16 protein-coding genes are annotated in these 19,852 nt (G+C 37.1%); 2 read left to right on the forward strand and 14 right to left on the reverse strand.

Going from position 1 to position 19,852, the window contains the following annotated elements:
- Positions 1–54: 54 nt before the first annotated feature.
- The 3 genes from ACZLXV_RS11065 to ACZLXV_RS11075 all read right to left on the reverse strand — a co-directional run bounded on the left by ACZLXV_RS11065 (position 55) and on the right by ACZLXV_RS11075 (position 2,834).
- Positions 55–2,178 (reverse strand): SulP family inorganic anion transporter, encoded by a 2,124-nt coding sequence (locus ACZLXV_RS11065; RefSeq protein WP_482383463.1) that lies wholly within the window; start codon positions 2,176–2,178, stop codon positions 55–57.
- Between the two features lie 35 nt (positions 2,179–2,213).
- Positions 2,214–2,339, reverse strand: a complete 126-nt coding sequence (locus ACZLXV_RS11070) for a response regulator (protein WP_482383464.1) — start codon at positions 2,337–2,339, stop codon at positions 2,214–2,216.
- Positions 2,340–2,561: 222 nt separating this feature from the next.
- The gene (locus ACZLXV_RS11075) at positions 2,562–2,834 is read right to left on the reverse strand and encodes a hypothetical protein (protein ID WP_482383465.1); all 273 of its coding nucleotides are present in this window, start codon (positions 2,832–2,834) and stop codon (positions 2,562–2,564) included.
- A 260-nt stretch (positions 2,835–3,094) separates the two neighbouring features.
- Here ACZLXV_RS11075 and ACZLXV_RS11080 point away from each other — a divergent pair, with 260 nt between their 5' ends.
- On the forward strand, positions 3,095–3,889 hold the full coding sequence (locus ACZLXV_RS11080) for a Cof-type HAD-IIB family hydrolase (protein WP_482383466.1): 795 nt from the start codon (positions 3,095–3,097) through the stop codon (positions 3,887–3,889).
- 74 nt (positions 3,890–3,963) lie between these two features.
- Here ACZLXV_RS11080 and dsdA read toward each other — a convergent pair whose 3' ends face one another.
- Both dsdA and ACZLXV_RS11090 read right to left on the reverse strand, forming a co-directional pair.
- Positions 3,964–5,724, reverse strand: coding sequence for a D-serine ammonia-lyase (gene dsdA, locus ACZLXV_RS11085; RefSeq protein WP_482383467.1), 1,761 nt, complete (start codon positions 5,722–5,724; stop codon positions 3,964–3,966).
- A 187-nt stretch (positions 5,725–5,911) separates the two neighbouring features.
- Positions 5,912–7,642, reverse strand: coding sequence for a glycoside hydrolase family 2 protein (locus tag ACZLXV_RS11090; protein ID WP_482383468.1), 1,731 nt, complete (start codon positions 7,640–7,642; stop codon positions 5,912–5,914).
- A 233-nt stretch (positions 7,643–7,875) separates the two neighbouring features.
- Here ACZLXV_RS11090 and ACZLXV_RS11095 point away from each other — a divergent pair, with 233 nt between their 5' ends.
- A complete protein-coding gene (locus ACZLXV_RS11095) occupies positions 7,876–8,682 on the forward strand; it encodes a helix-turn-helix domain-containing protein (RefSeq protein WP_482383469.1) in 807 nt (268 codons plus the stop codon).
- A 20-nt stretch (positions 8,683–8,702) separates the two neighbouring features.
- Here ACZLXV_RS11095 and hcp read toward each other — a convergent pair whose 3' ends face one another.
- The 9 genes from hcp to ACZLXV_RS11140 form a co-directional block, all read right to left on the reverse strand.
- Positions 8,703–10,385, reverse strand: a complete 1,683-nt coding sequence (gene hcp / locus ACZLXV_RS11100; protein ID WP_482383470.1) for a hydroxylamine reductase — start codon at positions 10,383–10,385, stop codon at positions 8,703–8,705.
- Positions 10,386–10,615: 230 nt separating this feature from the next.
- Positions 10,616–10,834, reverse strand: coding sequence for a hypothetical protein (locus tag ACZLXV_RS11105; protein ID WP_022224603.1), 219 nt, complete (start codon positions 10,832–10,834; stop codon positions 10,616–10,618).
- A gap of 1 nt (position 10,835) precedes the next feature.
- Positions 10,836–11,069, reverse strand: coding sequence for a hypothetical protein (locus ACZLXV_RS11110; protein WP_022224604.1), 234 nt, complete (start codon positions 11,067–11,069; stop codon positions 10,836–10,838).
- Between the two features lie 243 nt (positions 11,070–11,312).
- The gene (locus ACZLXV_RS11115; RefSeq protein WP_482383471.1) at positions 11,313–14,198 is read right to left on the reverse strand and encodes a leucine-rich repeat domain-containing protein; all 2,886 of its coding nucleotides are present in this window, start codon (positions 14,196–14,198) and stop codon (positions 11,313–11,315) included.
- 275 nt (positions 14,199–14,473) lie between these two features.
- The gene (locus ACZLXV_RS11120) at positions 14,474–14,725 is read right to left on the reverse strand and encodes a heavy-metal-associated domain-containing protein (RefSeq protein ID WP_482383472.1); all 252 of its coding nucleotides are present in this window, start codon (positions 14,723–14,725) and stop codon (positions 14,474–14,476) included.
- 71 nt (positions 14,726–14,796) lie between these two features.
- Positions 14,797–17,043: a heavy metal translocating P-type ATPase gene (locus tag ACZLXV_RS11125; RefSeq protein ID WP_482383473.1), complete on the reverse strand. Its 2,247-nt coding sequence runs from the start codon at positions 17,041–17,043 to the stop codon at positions 14,797–14,799.
- Between the two features lie 34 nt (positions 17,044–17,077).
- A complete protein-coding gene (locus ACZLXV_RS11130; protein ID WP_482383476.1) occupies positions 17,078–17,407 on the reverse strand; it encodes a metal-sensing transcriptional repressor in 330 nt (109 codons plus the stop codon).
- Between the two features lie 279 nt (positions 17,408–17,686).
- A complete protein-coding gene (pncB, locus tag ACZLXV_RS11135; protein WP_482383474.1) occupies positions 17,687–18,892 on the reverse strand; it encodes a nicotinate phosphoribosyltransferase in 1,206 nt (401 codons plus the stop codon).
- A gap of 432 nt (positions 18,893–19,324) precedes the next feature.
- Positions 19,325–19,741 (reverse strand): YhfC family glutamic-type intramembrane protease, encoded by a 417-nt coding sequence (locus ACZLXV_RS11140; RefSeq protein ID WP_482383475.1) that lies wholly within the window; start codon positions 19,739–19,741, stop codon positions 19,325–19,327.
- Between the last annotated feature and the right edge of the window lie 111 nt (positions 19,742–19,852).

The following is a 19,852-nucleotide window of genomic DNA, read 5'->3' on the forward strand; positions in this document are numbered from 1 at the left end:
TCTTTTTATTTATTAAGTTTATGATGCACCGGTCAAATTACCTTTTGACCCTCATCAGCACTCATCTTTCCTGCTACGCAATTTCATAACAAGTTCGTAAACCTCAGGTCTGCGCTCTTTCAAATGTTCATCAAGAATATGACGTCTCTCTTTAAATCGCTTGGCAAGTTCCGGATGCTGCGATGCAATTCTCTCATAAACTTCTGTTCTATGTTCTTCAAGTTTCGCTGCAAGCGTCTGCTCATCTTTACCCGATATATTTACAATCTCTTTCAAATGCTCTTCAAGATGTTCAAGCCATTCATCCTGGTCAAGCTCCTCCATATGTGTCCACAAACCATGTAATAATTTCTCTACATCTCCATTTTCATTCTTAAGCTGTTTTATCTGATTTGCTATCTGCTTCTCGATTTCCTCCTCCGCATGCCTGCCAAATGCCCATACAAATTCCTGTACACGGTTATCCGCCCTCTTTTTAGAAACGCTTATCTCGTCGTTATCTATTCCACCCTCCAACGGATACGGGCGGTTTATCTCCATATCTTTTAATGCAATATGTATTGTTCTTCTCGCACATCCTGCTTCTACAAGATAACCTATGCCCAGTTTCCTCATTTGTTCATTCAAATCTGCAATATGCTCAGTTATATAAAATTTTATTTCCTTTTCTTTCAAATTCTTATATAATATTGCAAGTCTGTCTGCCGCCGTTATATCAATACTTCCGATAGCACTGGCATCAATAATAACCGCCTTTGTGTCATCTTTTATGTTGTCCTCTATATCTCTCTGTAATATCTGCACATTGGCAAAGAAAAGATTGCTGCTGAACCGATAAATAATCACACCCTCTATAGCATGTATCTGACTGCTTTCCTGCAAATCACGAAAATGTCTGTGTCCCGGCTGTATTCCCAAAAAACATCTTGCAGGTTTGGAAGTACGGATTATCATTTCAGAGAAAGACAATATTATTCCGATAAGAACTCCGTTTATCGTTCCCAGAAAAAGTACACCCATAAATGCACCGACAAAAATCATGCATTCTGTCCTGCTCACTTTCCACAAACGGAATGCCAATTCAAATTCTGTTGCTCCCGCCAGTGCAGAGATAACAATGGCTGTAAGTATCGGAACCGGAAGATAACCAATAAAACCTGTTCCGAATAGCAGCAAAAGCATCATTGAAATTCCTGCCACAATTCCCATAAGCTGTGTCTTTCCCTGATACTGCTCACCCATTGCTGTTCTTGATACCGAACCGTTTATAGGACAGCATCCCGTAAATGCTGCTGCAAGATTTCCCATTGAAAATGCGAGTATTTCCTGATTGTCATTTATCCTATACCCGTTTTTCTGTGCAAAATTATTTTCTGCAAGAAGTGTTTCCGCAAGAATAACAACTGACACTGACAAACTGACGATAATTACATCTCTTAACGGCAATACGGAAAAATCCGGCAAAGTCCACTGTGGAAGTCCTGTATTTACTTTGTCAAGAGTCTTTATTCCATATTCTCTTATTGGCAAAAAATATGTCATAACCGCACCCACTCCCATAAGCACTACAGCCATAGGAAACTTTGGCACAATCTTCTTAGATACAGACAATATAATCAATGCCAAAACTCCAAGAATTACAGACGGTATATTTATATTATGCATAGTCTCTGCAATATGCTCTGCAAGTTCAAAAAACTCACCTGTCCCGGCAGAACCGCCAAGTAATTTTGGAAGCTGCATCAATATTATTGTAGTACATATCCCCGTAATGAAACCTCCCATAACAGGAGCTGATATGTAATTGACAAGCTTTCCCGCTTTCATGATATAAAAAGCCAAAAGCCACACCGCTACAAAAAAGGTAATCAGCGAAACTGCTTTTAATGCCTTATCTGAACCGCTTTCTATGCCAAATCCGATAAGTGCAGAACCGACAAGTGCTGCCGGAGCCGCATCTACACCAAATACAAACTGCGGTGATGTAGACAATAAAGCAAACATTATAATAGGAAATACCGAACCATACAGACCGTAAACAGCCGGCAGTCCCGCAATCTGTGCATACCCCATTGAAATAGGTATCGAAACCGCCATAATAATAATTCCGGTGATTACATCTTTTATAATGTTTTCTTTTTTATAACTACGCATAGTCTTTGCCAATTCCAGTTTCATATCATCATTCCATTTCTTTTTATAACTTTAAAAACTTATTCACTACAGCACTTCGCAATAGTCTCAATAACCATATCCATCCGAAGCGTTTTTTCCAGATGCTCATTCATTCCTGCCGCAAGACATTTTTTCCTGTCTTCCTTAAATGCATTGGCTGTCATTGCAATAATAGGAATTTCCTTTGCATCAGGACGTTTTAATGCCCTGATGTTTCTTCATCATCAACATTTTCTTCCGGCGACGCTATCCTAAAAGGAATTGTAAGAACAAAATAACATCAAAAAACTTTGACCGATTATAGTATAACATATAATAATCATCCAAAGTTAGATAACATCCTTAAATTTCTAAAATATCCTTTAGTTTTTAAATTATAAACTCTACTAAATTCCCTCATTATAAACTTTGTTTATAGACGCCTGCGCTTCTTCCATTTCATGTTTTTTGCGAAATCTTTCGCGGTCCTCTAAAATCGCCAGCATTTCGTCAATGACCATTTCCTCACTCAGATAATTTATTCGATAAAGATAACCAAGCATTCTTGTTGCCGTATAGTCCGTATTCATATACTTAAATGCTATCTCCTTGCAAAGCTCCTCATGAAATCCCCTTTTTAATAATTCTTTATATAATGTATTGCTTTTTTCTGATGCCATTACTAAATCTCCTTTCCACATGATTTATTTATCCCCTGTTCCTTCTATTAACAATATATAAAGGAAGTGCTAAAAAAAGCATTGCCCCTACTGTCTTTCCCAGTATAACAGGAACTATATCAGAAATAAACCGGTATAACTCCGGGAAAATTGAAAAAGCAACACTGATTCCATTGCATAACTTATGTTTCTAATATATAATTGCATTGGTCTATATTACATTATTTAATTTTAAAATTTAGAAATGAGGTTTTGTTTTTATGATAAAATTGATTGCTACTGATATTGACGGCACCCTTGTTAAAGATGGCACTCTTATAATAGACCCTGAATATATGACTGTAATAAGTAAACTTATCGATAAGGGAATTATTTTTACTGTATGTTCAGGCAGACAGTTTTCCAGCGAGCAAAAACTTTTTGCTCCTATCAAAGACAAGTTAATGTATATCACTGACGGTGGTACTGTTGTGCGTACACCGGACAAGATTTTAAAAACTTACCCCATGTCGGCTGCTCTTTGGAAAGATATGTGCCGCATGGTAAGAGACGAACTTCCCGCATGTGACTATTTTGCCGCAACTCCTGACCTTTGCTATGCTGAAGACGGTGCAAGCCCGATTTTTCACAGACTAAGAGATTCTTATGGTTTTGAAATGCGTGAAGTTTACGACCTTACAAAACTTGAAAAAGATGACATTATAAAGTTCACTGTCTACCATCCTACCGCATGTGAAGAACTTTGCTCCCCTCACTTCATTCCGTCATGGAAAGACAAAGCTCATGTCACTTCTGCCGGAACGGAATGGGTTGACTGCAATACAATCGGTATAAGCAAATGGACTGCAATTTCATTTTTGATGTGCAAATACAATATCTCCCCCGATGAAGTCTGCTGCTTTGGTGACAATTTAAACGATATTGAAATGCTTAAAAATGCCGGTATAAGCTACGCCGTATCAAATGCACGGCCTGAAGTTATCTCAGCTGCAAAACATACATGTGCTCCTTATACCGAAAACGGAGTATTGCAGGTGCTTAAAAGTTTCTTATAAGTTATTAAAGATAGAAAATAGACAAAATCAGAATTCGATTTTGTCTATTTTAAATTCATGTAATTTCAACAAACTTATTTCCCAAATCCGTTTTTTGCTTCCTCCGCATACTTCACTGCATTTTTTACATTCGCCTCAAGTTCTTCATCCTTTATTTTCCTAACAACTTTGCCCGGATTTCCAATCACCACCGAACCGTCAGGCACCTCAGTACCTCCTGTCACAAGTGTACCTGCTCCAATCAGACAATTTTTTCCTATCTTACATCCATTTAGTAAAACAGCTCCCATTCCTATAAGAGAACAATCCCCAATCTCACAACCGTGTATTATCGCACCATGCCCGACGGTTACTTTTTCGCCAATATAAACCGGATACCCCTCATCAACATGAATTACACAATTATCCTGAATATTTGAATTTCTTCCTATATAAATTTTATCTGCATCTGCTCTTATTGAAGCATGATACCATACATTAGCATTTTCAGCTAAAATAACATCTCCAATTACATCAGCACTTGGTGCGATATAAGATTCTCCTTTTATATATCTTTCTCTTTCTTCCCGTGGCACAAGTCCTCCCCCTGTTGCCCACACAATATGGGTCGCATCTTTCATCTGCTCTTTAAGTCCGTTTTCCCTAATATAATTTTTGCCTTCATCACTCTGCATAAGTTTTTCTGCTCCAAAAAATCCTGCACACGCTGACGGTTCTAAAAATATATTCTCCTTTTCATATACTTCCTTCAAATATGATAAAAGTCTCTCATCTTTAACCGTAAATGCTCCTGATAAAAGCGGATCCAGCATCTCACATACAAATCCAGACGGCCTTGCTACCGCAAGCCCATCCGCTATTGTCTTACCTGACAATCCCAAATCTTTTACTGATATATCATTCCATTTTTCGATTGCAAGTCCTGCCAAAAGACATGGTGCCTGCACAGGTTCTACAGTAAAACAATGGACACAATTTCCGAACATCTGCTTTAGGCCAAATGTTATTCCGCCCGGTGCACCGCCTACTCCACACGGAATATAGACAAACAACGGATGATTCTCATCAACTGATACTCCGTTTTTAAACAACTGCACTTTAAGTCTCATTGCCGCTGTCGCATATCCCATAAACAAGTCAACCGATTTCTCATCATCTATAAAAAAGCTGTATTCATCTTTTTCAGCTGCTTCTCTTCCTGCCTGAACCGCTTCCGTATAGTCAGTGTCATATTCAATCACCGTCACACCGTTGTTTCTAAGCATTTCCTTCTTCCACTGTTTTGCATCTGCTGCCATGTGAACAATGACTTTAAAGCCGAGCTTTGCCCCCATTATCCCGATACTTAGTCCAAGATTACCTGTAGAACCAACCTGAATAGTATATTTTCCGTAAAATCTTCTAAATTCTTCCGAGTCAATCTTTTCATAATTTTCTGTCGGGTGAAGTATTTTTTTATCTACCGCAAGAGTCTCAGCAATCTTAAGCACTTCATAAATCCCGCCTCTTGCCTTTACAGAGCCTGATATAGGCAGATTGCAATCCTTTTTCAGTAAAAGAGTCCCCTCTATCCCGGCTCCATTTTCATTTAAAAATTGTTTTGTTTTATCTATTTTTACAAGTTCAGATTCTATTATACCTTTTCTGTCTGCTGTTTCAGGAAAAACCTTTGCAATATAAGGCATAAAACGCATAAGTCTGTTCTGTGCAGCTTTAAGTTCAACAAAACCGTGACCGTTTATTTTTTCACGCTCACCCACGTTTTCTTTATATTGATTTATCCATACAGTCTCAATTCCATTTTTCAAATCATCAATGACATTATTACAACTCATTATTTATCCTCCAAAGTCACCTTTTGAACCATAACTTTACAACTTTTAATATTGCATGCTATCTCATATATGCTAAAAAGTCTACTGTACAGCAATGCTCTTGCTAAAAATTTCTTACTAAAGCTATTCCAAACAATTATAACAAAAAAACGTAATTACCTCAAATATGAAATTTTTCTTTACACTTTTACATTTTTTCACCAAAAATCTTCTTTACCACATTATATGCCAACTTCTTTCTTCTAAACTCATCCACAATTCCTTTATTATTCATTGTCCTTGGTCTTCCACCAAACCATTCGTCACTTATTCTTATATCACAGAACTGCCATATATAAACACCTATGCAGTCTTTATAGTCAAGAACTGCCGTAAGCTGTTTTTCAAGTGCTTTCGCCTGATATTCCTCAGTCCATTTTGAATCATAATTATTCCTATATCCATAAAGTCCACCTGCTCCTATTTCTGTTATCATAAATGGTTTTCCTGCTCCTTCTGTTTCATTCTGTACCCATTTATACAAATCATCAAGATACTCATCCGGTGCTGTATCATGATACCATAATGGATAAATATTGTATGAAACCACATCCGGTAGTCCCAAACATACATCCGTTTTAAATTTACAGCTTGCAAATGAACATGGTCTTGATGTATCAAGTTTTCTTATAATATCAAATTGTTTTTTATAGCACTCTTTTCCATACTCTGTCTCGCTTGCACATTCATTTAATATACCCCAGATATAAATTGATGGATGATTGTAATGCGCCGGTATCATTTCCTCTATAACTTTCTCAGCCTGAGGTTCAAAGTTAGGATTTCTCATATCTGCTTCACTTAATCCCCTTGCATGATTTTCTTCCCAAACCAATATCCCCTGTTCATCGCATATATCAAGAAAAATTTCATCATTCGGATAATGAGATGTTCTTATTGAATTTGCTCCCATATCTTTTATAAGTTCAATATCTGCTGCAATCGCAGCCATCGGAAGTGCACAACCAAATTGAGGATGATCCTCATGCCTGCAGACTCCTTTTATCCTTATTTTTCTTCCATTTAAATGAATCTCTTTTCCTGCTATTTTTATTTCTCTAAAACCAAATCTGTCAATAAAATCGTCAAAAGCATTTTTATCTCTTAAAAGTTTTACTTCTATTTCATATAAATTCGGCGTTTCCTGCGTCCACTCGCGCACACTTTCAAATTCTATTTCTGTTGTCACCTTATTTTGTCTTAAGGTATCAATATTTTCCAAAATGATATGCTTTCCTGCCGTATTTATTTCAATGTTAATATTTTCACTCTTATTCTTATCTATTTCTTCAGTTTTACTTTTCATTATATCATCTGAGCTGCTGTTTTCTGTTTCGCCGGCTACTCCTATATTTTCAATATAAATCTCTATCTTTGCTCTCCACTTATCATTTTCCTTATACGGTGTCACATGAACATTTTTAATATATACATCTGATATATTCTCAAGTACAACCGGACGGCTGACACCCCCATATGACATATAATCGTTTGGTATATGTAATGCACTCTTTTTGCTAAACCTGTTGTCAGCTTTTACCATCAGTGTGTGTTCACCATATGGCAAATTGTGGCATACCGTATCAAACGGCGTATATGCATTATAATGTTCTGTAATCTTTTTGCCATCCAGATATACTTCTGCTGTATGACTTACACCTTTAAATTCAATTCTTATATTTCCACCCGTTTCAAATGTAGTTGTATATTCCCCTTCTCCACGATACCCCGCAAATTTAGGATGACTCTCCCAGCAGCAAGGAGTTAAAACATTAAATTTTTCTCCTGCATACTCACCGCTGCAAGCCGAAAACTCCCAGTATCTTCCTGTTAATTCCTGCTGTTTTCTAATATTATGTGTTCTAAAAGTTCTTATCATCTTTTCAACCGCCTTTCATTTTGTATTGTAATATTATGAATGTTTGGGTCAAAAGGTATTTTGACCCAAACTAATGCCACGGATTGCTTCATTGCTATCTGTTTTTGACCCTTATATCATGTTATTTATTTTATCTGATTGACGTTACTTATTCTATGATTTATACTTATTAGAAATTGATATATTCTAATATCAAAAACAATTGTATTCACCATTGAAAGGAAAGAAAACGTATGATAAAAATATTAAAAATAGGCGAAAATGCCTTACATGATTCCACTTTTATCGTTAACAGACCACTTGGACATCCCGCTTATCTTTTGCTTTTAATTAAAACTCCATCATTATTTTTCATTAACACAGAATGTGGTTCCAGCAGCATTACTAACAATTATACCGATAAATGTTTTAATGCCATTCCCAAAAACTGTGCAGTGATATTTAAGCCCTATCAAAAACACCTGTACAAGGCTGATGAAAATGATTATATTGACTGCTGGATGCACATAGATAAGGCAACTCTTACATTCCCTGATACTTTCCCATTTGGAATGCCTGTCCCTCTTCACAACCCTGATAATTTCTATAATTTATTTCATCTGATTAATAGTGAATTTTATGGAAATACTCCACACAAAAACACCATATTAAATTCTCTTACCGATGCACTTATAAAAAAAATTATTGATGAAAGCAATATCTCAGCTTTTCCTGATATTTACTATAAACTTACATCTCTTCGTGAAAAAATATATTCCACTCCGCAAAATGACTGGAAAATAGATGATATGGCACAATCATTAAATATAAGCAGTGGTCATCTGCATAATACATATAAGCACTTTTTTCATACAACCTGTATTAACGATGTTATAAACAGCCGTATTCAGTCAGCTTGCGAACTCTTATCTTCGACAAATAAACCTATTGAAGAAATCGGCTTTCTCTGTGGCTACAAAAATACCGAACATTTTATAAGACAGTTTAAAAAATTCCAAAATATCACTCCGGCAAAGTACAGGAAAAATCTCCATAAATAACTTATCCCACTTAATAACTATTAACCAAAGAATATATCCATATCATTTTGAACAGTTGTAATCCCTGCAATATCAAATTTATCGACAAGTACATCCACTACTTCCGGACTTAAAAATGCCGGAAGTGTCGGCCCCAAATGAATATTTTTTATTCCAAGTGATAAAAGTGCCAACAACACAAGTACCGCCTTTTGTTCGTACCATGCAATATTGTAGATTATCGGAAGTTCATTTATATCATCAAGTCCAAATGCTTCTTTTAATTTCATAGCAATAACTACCAATGAATATGAATCATTGCATTGACCTGCATCGAGCACCCTCGGTATATCTCCTATCATCCCAAGGTCGAGTTTATTATATCTGTACTTTGCACATCCTGCTGTAAGTATAACTGTATCTTTCGGAAGTGCTTTTGCAAATTCCGTATAATACTCCCTGCTTTTTGCACGTCCATCACAACCTGCCATCACTACAAATTTCTTTATCGCTCCTGATTTCACAGCATCAACTACTTTATCTGCAAGTGCGACAACCTGTGCATGCGCAAAACCTCCATATATCTCACCATGCTCTATCTCTGTAGGTGGAGGACACTTTTTAGCATGCTCTATTATCTGGCTGAAATCTTTCTTTTCTCCATACCCTCCTGTAATATGCTTACAGCCCGGATAGCCTGTAGCTCCCGTTGTATAAAGTCTGTCTTTATAACTCTCCTTTGGTGGAACAATACAATTCGTCGTCATAAGAATCGGCCCGTTAAACTTTTCAAATTCTTCCTTCTGCTGCCACCATGCATTTCCATAATTGCCTACAAAATTAGGATACTTTTTAAATGCTGGGTATGAACAAGCGGGAAGCATCTCTGAATGTGTATACACATCAACGCCTGTTCCTTTTGTCTGCTCCAACAACATCTCCAAATCTCTAAGGTCGTGTCCGGATACAAGAATTGCAGGATTTTTTCTCACTCCTATATTTACTTTTGTTATCTCAGGATTTCCATATGCATCTGTGTTTGCCTTATCTAAAAGCTGCATAACCGCCACACCGTTTTTTCCAACTTCAAGCGCAAGCGACACCAGACTGTCCACAGACATATCATCATTCATTGTAGCCGCAAGTGCTTTTTGAATAAAAGCATCTATCTCAGGATTGTCCTTTAAAAGTGCATTTGCATGTTTTGAATATGCACCAATTCCCTTTATCCCATAGGTTATAAGACTTCTGAGCGAACGGATATTTTCATCCTCCGCTTGTACAATCCCCACTTCTTTTGCTTTTTTCTCAAATTCATTCTCATCACCGTTCCATAATGCTGCCTCGGGAAGTTCTTTTTTTTCATCATCCCCAAGTTTATTAAGGAGTCTTTCCTTTTCAAGTAAAGTGTCCTTAATTCTGTTCTTGATTGAAGTCTTATCAAAATTTGCATTTGTTATTGTTGTAAAAAGATTAAACGTAACTCTGTGATTAACATCATCGTCAACTGCAATTTTCTTTTCTCTTAATTTAGTGGTTACTGCCGAAAGTCCTTTAGTTACATATATAAGCAAATCCTGTATATTTGCCACTTCGGGAACTTTCCCGCACATTCCTGATACCGTACAGCCTTTATTTCCGGCTGTCTCCTGACACTGATAACAAAACATTTTTGTTTTTTTATCATTTTTTACGGTTTCCTTTTTCACTTCTGTCTGTTCCATATATTACCCCTTCCATAAACTCATTTCTTTAACTGCTTTTTAAACAGTTTTTGTTTTTTTACCCGGACTATTCTCTAGTGTATTATACTAACCCAAAACACCAGACAAATAATCCCTGTTACATTATCTTCCATTTACCAATAAAATATACTTCGCATTTACAGCAAAAAAGCAAAAAGACGAAATCTCTACATGATTTCGCCTTTTTGTTTTTTACTTTACCCCTATCCCTACTTTTTTATTATATCTTTCACATTCTCAAACAGTTCAATATCACTCTCTGTCACTTTCATATTTGAAGTAATCGGATTTTCCCCCGGTCTTTTTACCGTTATCTCTATAATTGTCCCGGCTTCTATCTTTCTTGAAAATATGTTTTTAACAAAAAATGCAAACTTGGGATGATTAGATAAAAATTTAAGCTTCATCCTTGTAAGTGAATTTAACATTCTATTCCTCCATTTTCTCTAATGTATTCATCAATGTCCCATCATTTCCTATTATAACCTCCATACCCTCATCAAGCTGCCGTTCATACATTTTGGCATCTTCCATTTCAACTATAGATTCCACACCATTTTCATCACCAAGATAGACTCTTACCATCGGTACATATCCATCCGGTCGTCCCTCACATCCAAAATCTGCTTCGACTATCTGTTTTATAATATATTTTTTACTCATTTTAAGATTCCTTTATTTTATCTTTTTTAATACAATCTTCTTGACCACATAGCCATAATCAGACTTTTTGTTTGCTGCCGACATAAAAACAATTTTTATCTTTTTCATAATAAAAGCACTCCTTCATTCTCATATATAAATTTAATAATTACAACATTCTCTCTCGCTTGCCCTTATACAAAAGCCGAACAATTATCTCTTCTTAATTGTCCGGCTTTTTAACAATCACTTTATATAAATATTCTATATTTTCTTTATTTTGACTTTTTTATTAAGACCTTTTTCCCTTAATAACTTTTTGTATGCAGAGTATTTACTCTTAGGAACTTTCACAACAACTTTTTTGCCGATTCCGCTAAATGCACCTTTCTTAACACCATCAACATCAAGTTTAGTTGATTTAATAGTAATCGTGTTCAAATTTTTACAATTTTTAAAGGCATTTTTTCCAATATCTTCAACATTCTTGCTCAGCGTTATGCTCTTTAATTTTTTACATTTTTCAAATGCACTTTTTCCTATAGAAGTTACATTGCTTCCAACTGTCACACTTGTGATTTTTTTGTTGTTCTTAAATGTATTGGCAGCTATGGCAGTAATTTTATAGGTAATTCCCAATACTTTTACGGAACTTTTTATCTTGACACTTCCCCCTACAACAGCCGTTGTTTTCTTGTACTCTACTGTCGGTTTTTTTGAATCTGAGCTTGTAACCCTGTAAATTGCCCCTGATGTATCACGGACACTTGTATCAACCGGCTTTGGCGTAACCTGTGACGGCTTTGGTGTCTCTGCTGGAGTCGCTGTCTCTGCCGGCTTCGAAGTAGGTGTCACTCCACTAGGCTGAATTACTATACTTGACTTATCAGTAATCTCCATTGAACCTGTACTGTCATAAAACAGCTTATGACATACTGTACATTCATAATATTCAATATTGCCTTCTGTTGTGTCAGTAGCCTCCACTCTCTCTATCTTTTTAAGAAAATGACCTGTTCTTGGAAGTTTTCCATATTCAAACTGTACACTGAATGCGGTATTTTTAAAATCAGCCATATAAAGTGCTTCACCTTCACTTTGACATGTAGCTTCCTGCAATGTTGTGCAAACACTCTGTGCTGTCTCTGTCACTTTATTATTGCACACTTTACATGTTATTGAAGCGTCACACCTCTTATGGTCTGATGACCAAGTGTATGTCGGTGTCTGTCCGTCAAATTTGTGACCTAATGCATCATATGTTTTAGGTTTAATTTCTGTTTTTCCTGCTGAATCTACATATGTCTTTCCACAATTTTTGCATTTATAATAAGCATCATTTCCTTTTTCTACACATGTTGCACTCTTTGCTGCCACATACTCTATATTGTGTCCCAATGCCGCTACAGATATATTGGTTCTCATAACGTCACCGCACTTGCTGCACACTGTATGACCTACACCTGCCGTAGTACATGTAGGTGCACTTTCTCCGGCTCCTGTATAGACAATCTTATTGTCCTCGACACATGCCTTTCTGCTTATCTTGACAGTTTTCGTTATAGTTGTATAGCTTGAAGCATCACTTCCTCCGTATGTTGCCGTAACCTCAACATTACCGCCTGCCGGAATCACTGTGCTTAATTTTGTTGAATCAAACTGCCATCTGCTTCCTGTACCCAAAACAGCAGTTGCCGCCGCACTTACAGTCTTTATTGTATTATCCACTTCAGTATCTTTAGGTGCTCCTGAAGGAATATCTCCCTTTCCAACTACAAATCCGGTATATGTAATTTTCTTCATAACACTGTCAAACGTATATGAAATGTCAACACTTGTAGTTCCAACTTTCAGTTCAGTTGCCTTTATATAATTTGTAACATCCTTCGACTTTCCGCTTTGGAAGTGCGCTGTTACTTTCAAACCACTTATATCAAAACTTTCTCCATATTTATAAGTCCCTTTTTGTAAAGTTCCGTCAGCAGTTATAGATGTCAATGTATCTCTGTCAACATTTACCCATACTTTTCCTGTAACTTCCGCATATTTACTTGTGTCTGTCGGTGTAAATACATAATCACACTGATTACTTCCGCTTCTGCCAAAATCAGTTGGCTTTAACTTCAATGTTCCCGGAACCGTAGTGTCTGTTCTTGTCAATGTAACCTTGTCATAACTCGTTGTAGGTGAAACTGTTCCTACACAGGTTACATTTCCGATAACCGGCTGCTGTTTAGGAGAAACCGGATCTTTAGTCGGTGCTGGTGTCGCAGTCGATGCTGTCGATGGCGAAACGGTTTTCTTCTTTCCGTATAAGTTAAGACTCACTCCATTTTGTGTAATATCCGTATATTTAAATGCAGTTCCTGTCATCTTTTCATCAGTATACCATGTATATTCACTATCTTTTCCGCTCGGGAAATTTTTTATATTATACGATGTACCATCATAAAAAGTTCCCTCAGCTATATCTTTTGGTATGTATTTATCTGTAGTGGCACTACCGCTTTCTGCCTTACCCTCACTGTCATAATAATGTTTTGTCATGGTAATGGTAACATCCTTTGTTCCACTTTCATCCTGTAACGATATCCCACCAAAATCTGTCGGACAAATACCATCTCCGAGATAGCACCATTTTGCAGGAGACTTTGAACCCTCAAATGCGTCAACTGCAATAGTACCTGAAGTCCCTATGATAATTGTGTCAAGTTTCTTCAAATTAGCAAATGCTTTACTTTTAATCTCACTAAGCGTAGGTGGTAATATTACCTCACTGACAGAATTCTTTTCGCTGATGCTTGAACCACTTGCAACATTGAAGGAATTCTTTCCTATAGAAGTAATTCCTTTATCTATTTCAATGACTTTTATGCCATCACTGCCTGTCGATGAAAGTCTGCTTTTCCACGGAGCAGCCCCACTGTCAAAATTAGGCATATCCCCATTTCCTTTTATCGTCAGTTTATTCTTTTCTATTGTATATGTAAACTCGCTCTTATTTCCGAACTTCCCTGTCTCAACTGCCGCACTCTCTGCCGCAAATGATGTCATCACAAAACCATTTCCGCTGTATCCTGACACAACCATTCCGGCTGCCAGTGCCCATGCCAAAATCCGCTTTCTCATACTCTTCTTTTTTCGATTCATATACTCTTCCTCCCTATAAAATCACTTTGCCTATGCAAAATTTGTTTATATTTTTTAATCCAAAAGGCGCACTGCACCCTGAGAACCTTAATACTACTATTATAATTTACCCCTTTTCACATGTCAACCAAACGAGAAAAAAAGTGACACAAAACGAGAAAAAAGTGACCAAAAACGCATTTGATTACTGTTCATACATACAGTGCAACAAACATTGTTTTTCGTCACTTTTACTTTATGATTTTTTATTTTTGTGATTTTTAGATAAACATTTTTTATTTAAAAAATCCAAATCCTTTTTTCTTGTATGGTTCTGAGTCTACCGATAATACTGTATATCCTGTTTCGTCTATAACAGCACGAAGCTTATCTTCATCTATTGCTTCCTCAGAAATTATTTCTGTTTTCTTCTTGCTGTGTGAAGATGATACCTTTTTTATATCAAATGATTTTCTTATAGCATCATTTACATGGCTCTCACACATTCCACACATCATTCCATCAATTCCTACTGTTGTCTTTATCATAGCTTTTTCCTCCTGTCTGCATCATTATCAATAAATATCTATTTTATTTATGATAATGAATGTCTATTGTTTTAATTTTTTATCTTTACAAAGTTTAACCTCAATGCATTTGTCACAACGCAAAAGCTGGATAAACTCATTGCCAGAGCACCAAACATCGGATTTAATGTCCAGCCGAATATCGGTATCCAGACACCTGCCGCAAGCGGTATTCCGATAATATTATATATAAATGCCCAAAACAGATTTTCATGAATATTTTTTATTGTATATCTGCTGAGTCTGATTGCTGCCGGAACGTCACTTAATCTGCTCTTCATAAGAACAACATCTGCCGCATCCATAGCTATGTCGGCACCTGCACCGATTGCAATTCCTACGTTGGCTCTCGTAAGAGCCGGTGCATCGTTGATTCCGTCTCCAACCATTGCAACTTTTCCCTGATTCATAAGTTCTCTTATCACACTTTCTTTTCCATCAGGAAGAACACCTGCTATTACCTCATCAACTCCTGCCTGTGCTCCTATTGCATTTGCAGTTCTCTCGTTGTCACCTGTAAGCATGACAACCTTAATTCCCATATCTTTTAAATCTCTGATTGCTGCCGGACTGTCTTCTTTTATTATATCTGCTACGGCTATAATACCACACACTTTATCATCCTGCATAAAAAGAAGCGGTGTTTTTCCTTCCTCTGCAAGCTTTTCTGCCCTTTTGCCAAATTCATCCGATACTTCTGCCTGCTCACTTATAAATTTAAAACTTCCTCCTGTAATCCTGTTTCCATTATATGATGCCGTAAGACCATTTCCAGGAAGCACTTTGAAATCTTCTAAAGCATCTGCTTTTATATTTCTGCATTCCGCCTCATTAACAATAGCCTTTGCCAACGGATGTTCGCTTTTTATCTCAAGAGAATATGCCAGTCTCAACAAAGTTTCGTTATCATATTCTCTCATCGGAATTATATCTGTTACTCTAGGTTCTCCCTTTGTTATCGTACCTGTTTTGTCAAGTGCAACTATTTTTATCCTGCCCGTTTCTTCAATTGAAACCGCCGTCTTAAACAAAATACCGTTTTTTGCTCCCACACCGTTTCCTACCATAATCGCAACCGGTGTAGCAAGTCCGAGTGCACAAGGGCAACTGATAACAAGCACTGAAATACCTCTGGCAAGTGCATAACCGACTTCTTTTCCTGCTATAAGCCATACGATTGTCGTTATGATTGCAAAAATAATGACAACAGGAACAAATACACCTGATACCTTGTCGGCAATTTTTGCTATCGGAGCTTTTGTTGCAGCCGCATCACTAACCATCTTTATAATCTGTGATAATGTTGTATCTTCTCCAACTCGTGTTGCCTCACATTTAATAAATCCCGACTGGTTTATCGTAGCCGCCGATACCATATCTCCGACTTCTTTGTCTACAGGAATGCTTTCACCTGTAAGTGCGGATTCATTTACGGCACTGCCGCCTTCTGTTATAACCCCGTCTACAGGAATACTCTCACCCGGTTTAACAACAAAAATATCTCCTTTTTTCACACGCTTTACAGCAACAGTTTTTTCCTCGCCATCTTTTACTATTACTGCCGTTTTAGGTGCAAGGTCCATAAGCCCCTTGAGTGCATCTGTTGTTTTTCCCTTAGAATGTGCTTCAAGCATTTTTCCCACTGTTATAAGTGTAAGAATCATTGCCGCAGACTCAAAATAAAAATCCATCATATAATCCATGACAGCTTTCTCATCCCCAGCAGCCTGTGCTCCCGTCATGGCAAATAATACATACACACTCCACACAAACGATGCCATTGAGCCCAGTGCTACAAGCGTATCCATATTAGGCGAACGATTTATAAGACCTTTAAAACCATTTATAAAAAAATGCTGGTTTATTATCATAATAATCGCCGCAAGAATCATTTGTAAAAGTCCCATAGCAACATGATTTCCATCAAACCACTTAGGAAGCGGCCAGCCCCACATCATATGTCCCATAGAAAAATACATTAAAACAACTAAAAAAACTATCGAAGCTATAAGACGTTTTCTAAGTACAGGCGTATCCGTATCTTCAAGTCCTGCCTCTGCCGCCTCTGAGCTTTCATTTTCACCCTTCAATGACGCTCCATATCCCGCCCGTTTTACAGCAGATATAATAGTCTGTGCATCCGCATCACCTTCAACACCCATTGAATTTGTCAAAAGGCTGACTGCACATGAAGTCACACCGGGCACTTTCAAAACGGCTTTTTCTACACGGGCACTGCAGGCAGCACAGTGCATTCCCGCAACTTTAAACTGTTCCATTTTATCCTCCATTTCCCATAATTTTTCAAACTATTTATTTCATAAGCTTCTGCAATGTCCCCATCAGCTCATCTACAACCTCGTCATTTCCCTCTCTTATGTCTCTTACAACACAAGAATGAATATGATTTGACAAGAGTTCCCTGTTAAATGCGTTTACCGCCGCACTCACAGCTGCTGATTGTATAAGTATGTCATTACAATAAGCATCATTTTCAATCATTTTCTTAATTCCACGAATCTGCCCTTCAATACGGCTAAGGCGGTTCATAAGTTTCTTTTTGTCCGTCTGGGCACGCTCAGTTTTTTTTGTATTGCCGCAGCAACAGCATTTTTTTTCTGAAGTATCGGCAATATCAGGCATTTCAATATCATTATCCCCAGCTATCTGATTTTGTTCCATATATAATAAATCACCATTCCTTTCAAAATGTTTGTAAATTTCCGGTTTTTATTTAAAACAATAACACAATACCCCCACAAGGTATATATCACGTTTTTCATAATATATACCTTGTGGGGGTATCTTGTCAAGAATGTATATTGATACTTTTTATCATTATATTTTTGTATTTTTTTTTCTTGTGTGGTTATGGCTTAACTGCTTAACACATAAATTTATTTTGCACACTTTTCTGTCTTTTTACTCGTTTTTCATTCTCCAATCAATACATCTTTGCAGATAATCGACATATTCCGGATTCTGGCACATTTCTTTTCCATGAGTATCAGATATTTTTGCAACATCTGTCGCATTGCACTTTGTAACTTTCATAACAATATTAAGTGCATCAACATCCGTATCGTTTGAAATGTAAGTTCCTATTCCAAATGCAACTTTTATTTTCCCTTCAAAATGTTTTCTTATCATATCCGCACGCTTAAAATCTAGACTGTCACTAAACAAAAGTGTTTTCATCTCCGGGTCAATACCTAGATTTTTATAGTGGGCTATCATTTTTTCTCCCCATTCTACAGGGTCTCCGCTGTCATGACGCACTCCACTGAAAAGAGTTGCATATGTCAATTGGAAATCTCTCAAAAAACAATCTGTTGTAATTGTGTCGGTAAGTGCCGTTCCGTTTAACACACCGTACTCTTTTACCCATGCATCAAGTGCATACCAGTTTGAATATGCCGGGTTATGTTTTTTATTTCCCTGACCTGAACACATAATCCATTCATGTGCCATTGTTCCGACAGGTGTAAGTTTATGCTTCTTTGCAAGATACACATTTGACGTTCCGACAAACACCGACTCTTTTGTTTTGGCACTGTTTAATTCCTCGATAGCATACTCCTGTGCCTCTGCTGAAAGTCTCCTGCGAAGTCCAAATTCCGAATAATTGCCAAGTTTGTAACCACCACTCTCAATCATCCACTTTTTCTCAAGAAGTCTCTCTTTAAAGCTTTTAAGCAGACTTTCATAATCGTATGCCATTCTAAAATATACTTCATTCACAATCGCAAGTGTCGGTATCTCATACATTGATGTATTTAACCATGTCCCTGCTGTCTCTATTGAAAGTCCTCTGTCTCCGTCAGTTGTAATCGAAAAATCCTCATACCTCGGCTGCCATAATCTAAGGAAATCAACATATGAACCTTTTATCCATTTTATATTGTCTAAATATTCCAATTCTTCCTCTGTAAATCTGAGCTTACAGAAATTTTTAATCTGCTCCCTTATCTCTTCTACCATTTCCTCCGTAAAATAAACATACTCGTTTCTGCATTTAAATGTCCATGTCGTTTTATAATCGGAAAATTGATGATATATTGCCTGTCCCATTGAAAATTTATACATATCCTGTTCAAGCAATGATGTAATAATCGGATGTAATCTCATTTTGAGCCTCACTTTCACTTCTGTGCATTCTTTGCATCAAAAAAATACCCTGCAGCCGCGCATTCCTCCTGCACTGGTCTAAATGTAAATAAAACAGAGATGCCAGCTATACATTATAAAAATGATATAACATTTTAACAACGCACTCGTTTTGAACAGGGTACTTTTTTATTTTACGCTATAAAGCCTAATTATTCAAGAGGTACAGTTACATTCATTTCATTTTCAATCATTTTCATAGTTCTTTGTTCTCCTTTTCGATAAATATTTTGGGCAATGCACCACAACACAGCGAAAACTCTGCTTAATAAGTTATTTGTACTAACCTGTGGTTATGTATTGAATTATGGGTTTTGGGTAACAAAAAACACCGTATTTCTACGGTGCGTTCTGTCAGATATATTCTGTTTTATGATAGCAGAAAACTGGAATTCACAGTTCTTCCATCCTTCCCATCTTCAGCGCCATAACAAGAGTTCCGGCTGCCATCACAAAGACACCAATTTCAATCACATAGATGGGAAGAAGCGCTGAACCTGCCACGGCAAAGAAGTCCACGATAAAATGAATCCCATATGCAAGAACCGCTGTAAAAGCCGCGTACACATAGTAAAGCCATGGCCTGCTCTGTGCGTTCAGTCCGCAGAACTGAATGACAAGAACATGCAACTGCTGCTCCAACAGCATGGTAAACAGCAGATAGGTTCCTGCTCCGATAAAGAACGAGGAAATCCTTGCCTTAAGCTTCACCCTTCCTGCAATGAACAAAGCAATCGGTACCCCCATTGAGAGGACAACGGAGCAGATAACTCCCGCTATCGCCAAACCTGATATTGTGTTCAATTCCATCTTTATACCGCCCTGATTCTCAAAAAATTCCTTTATTGTATTTGAACTGTCCATACAATATAAAGCCTAATCCGACAATAACTGCTGGAAGAATGATATAATCTATAATTA

Source organism: Butyribacter sp. (genome assembly GCF_056818865.1).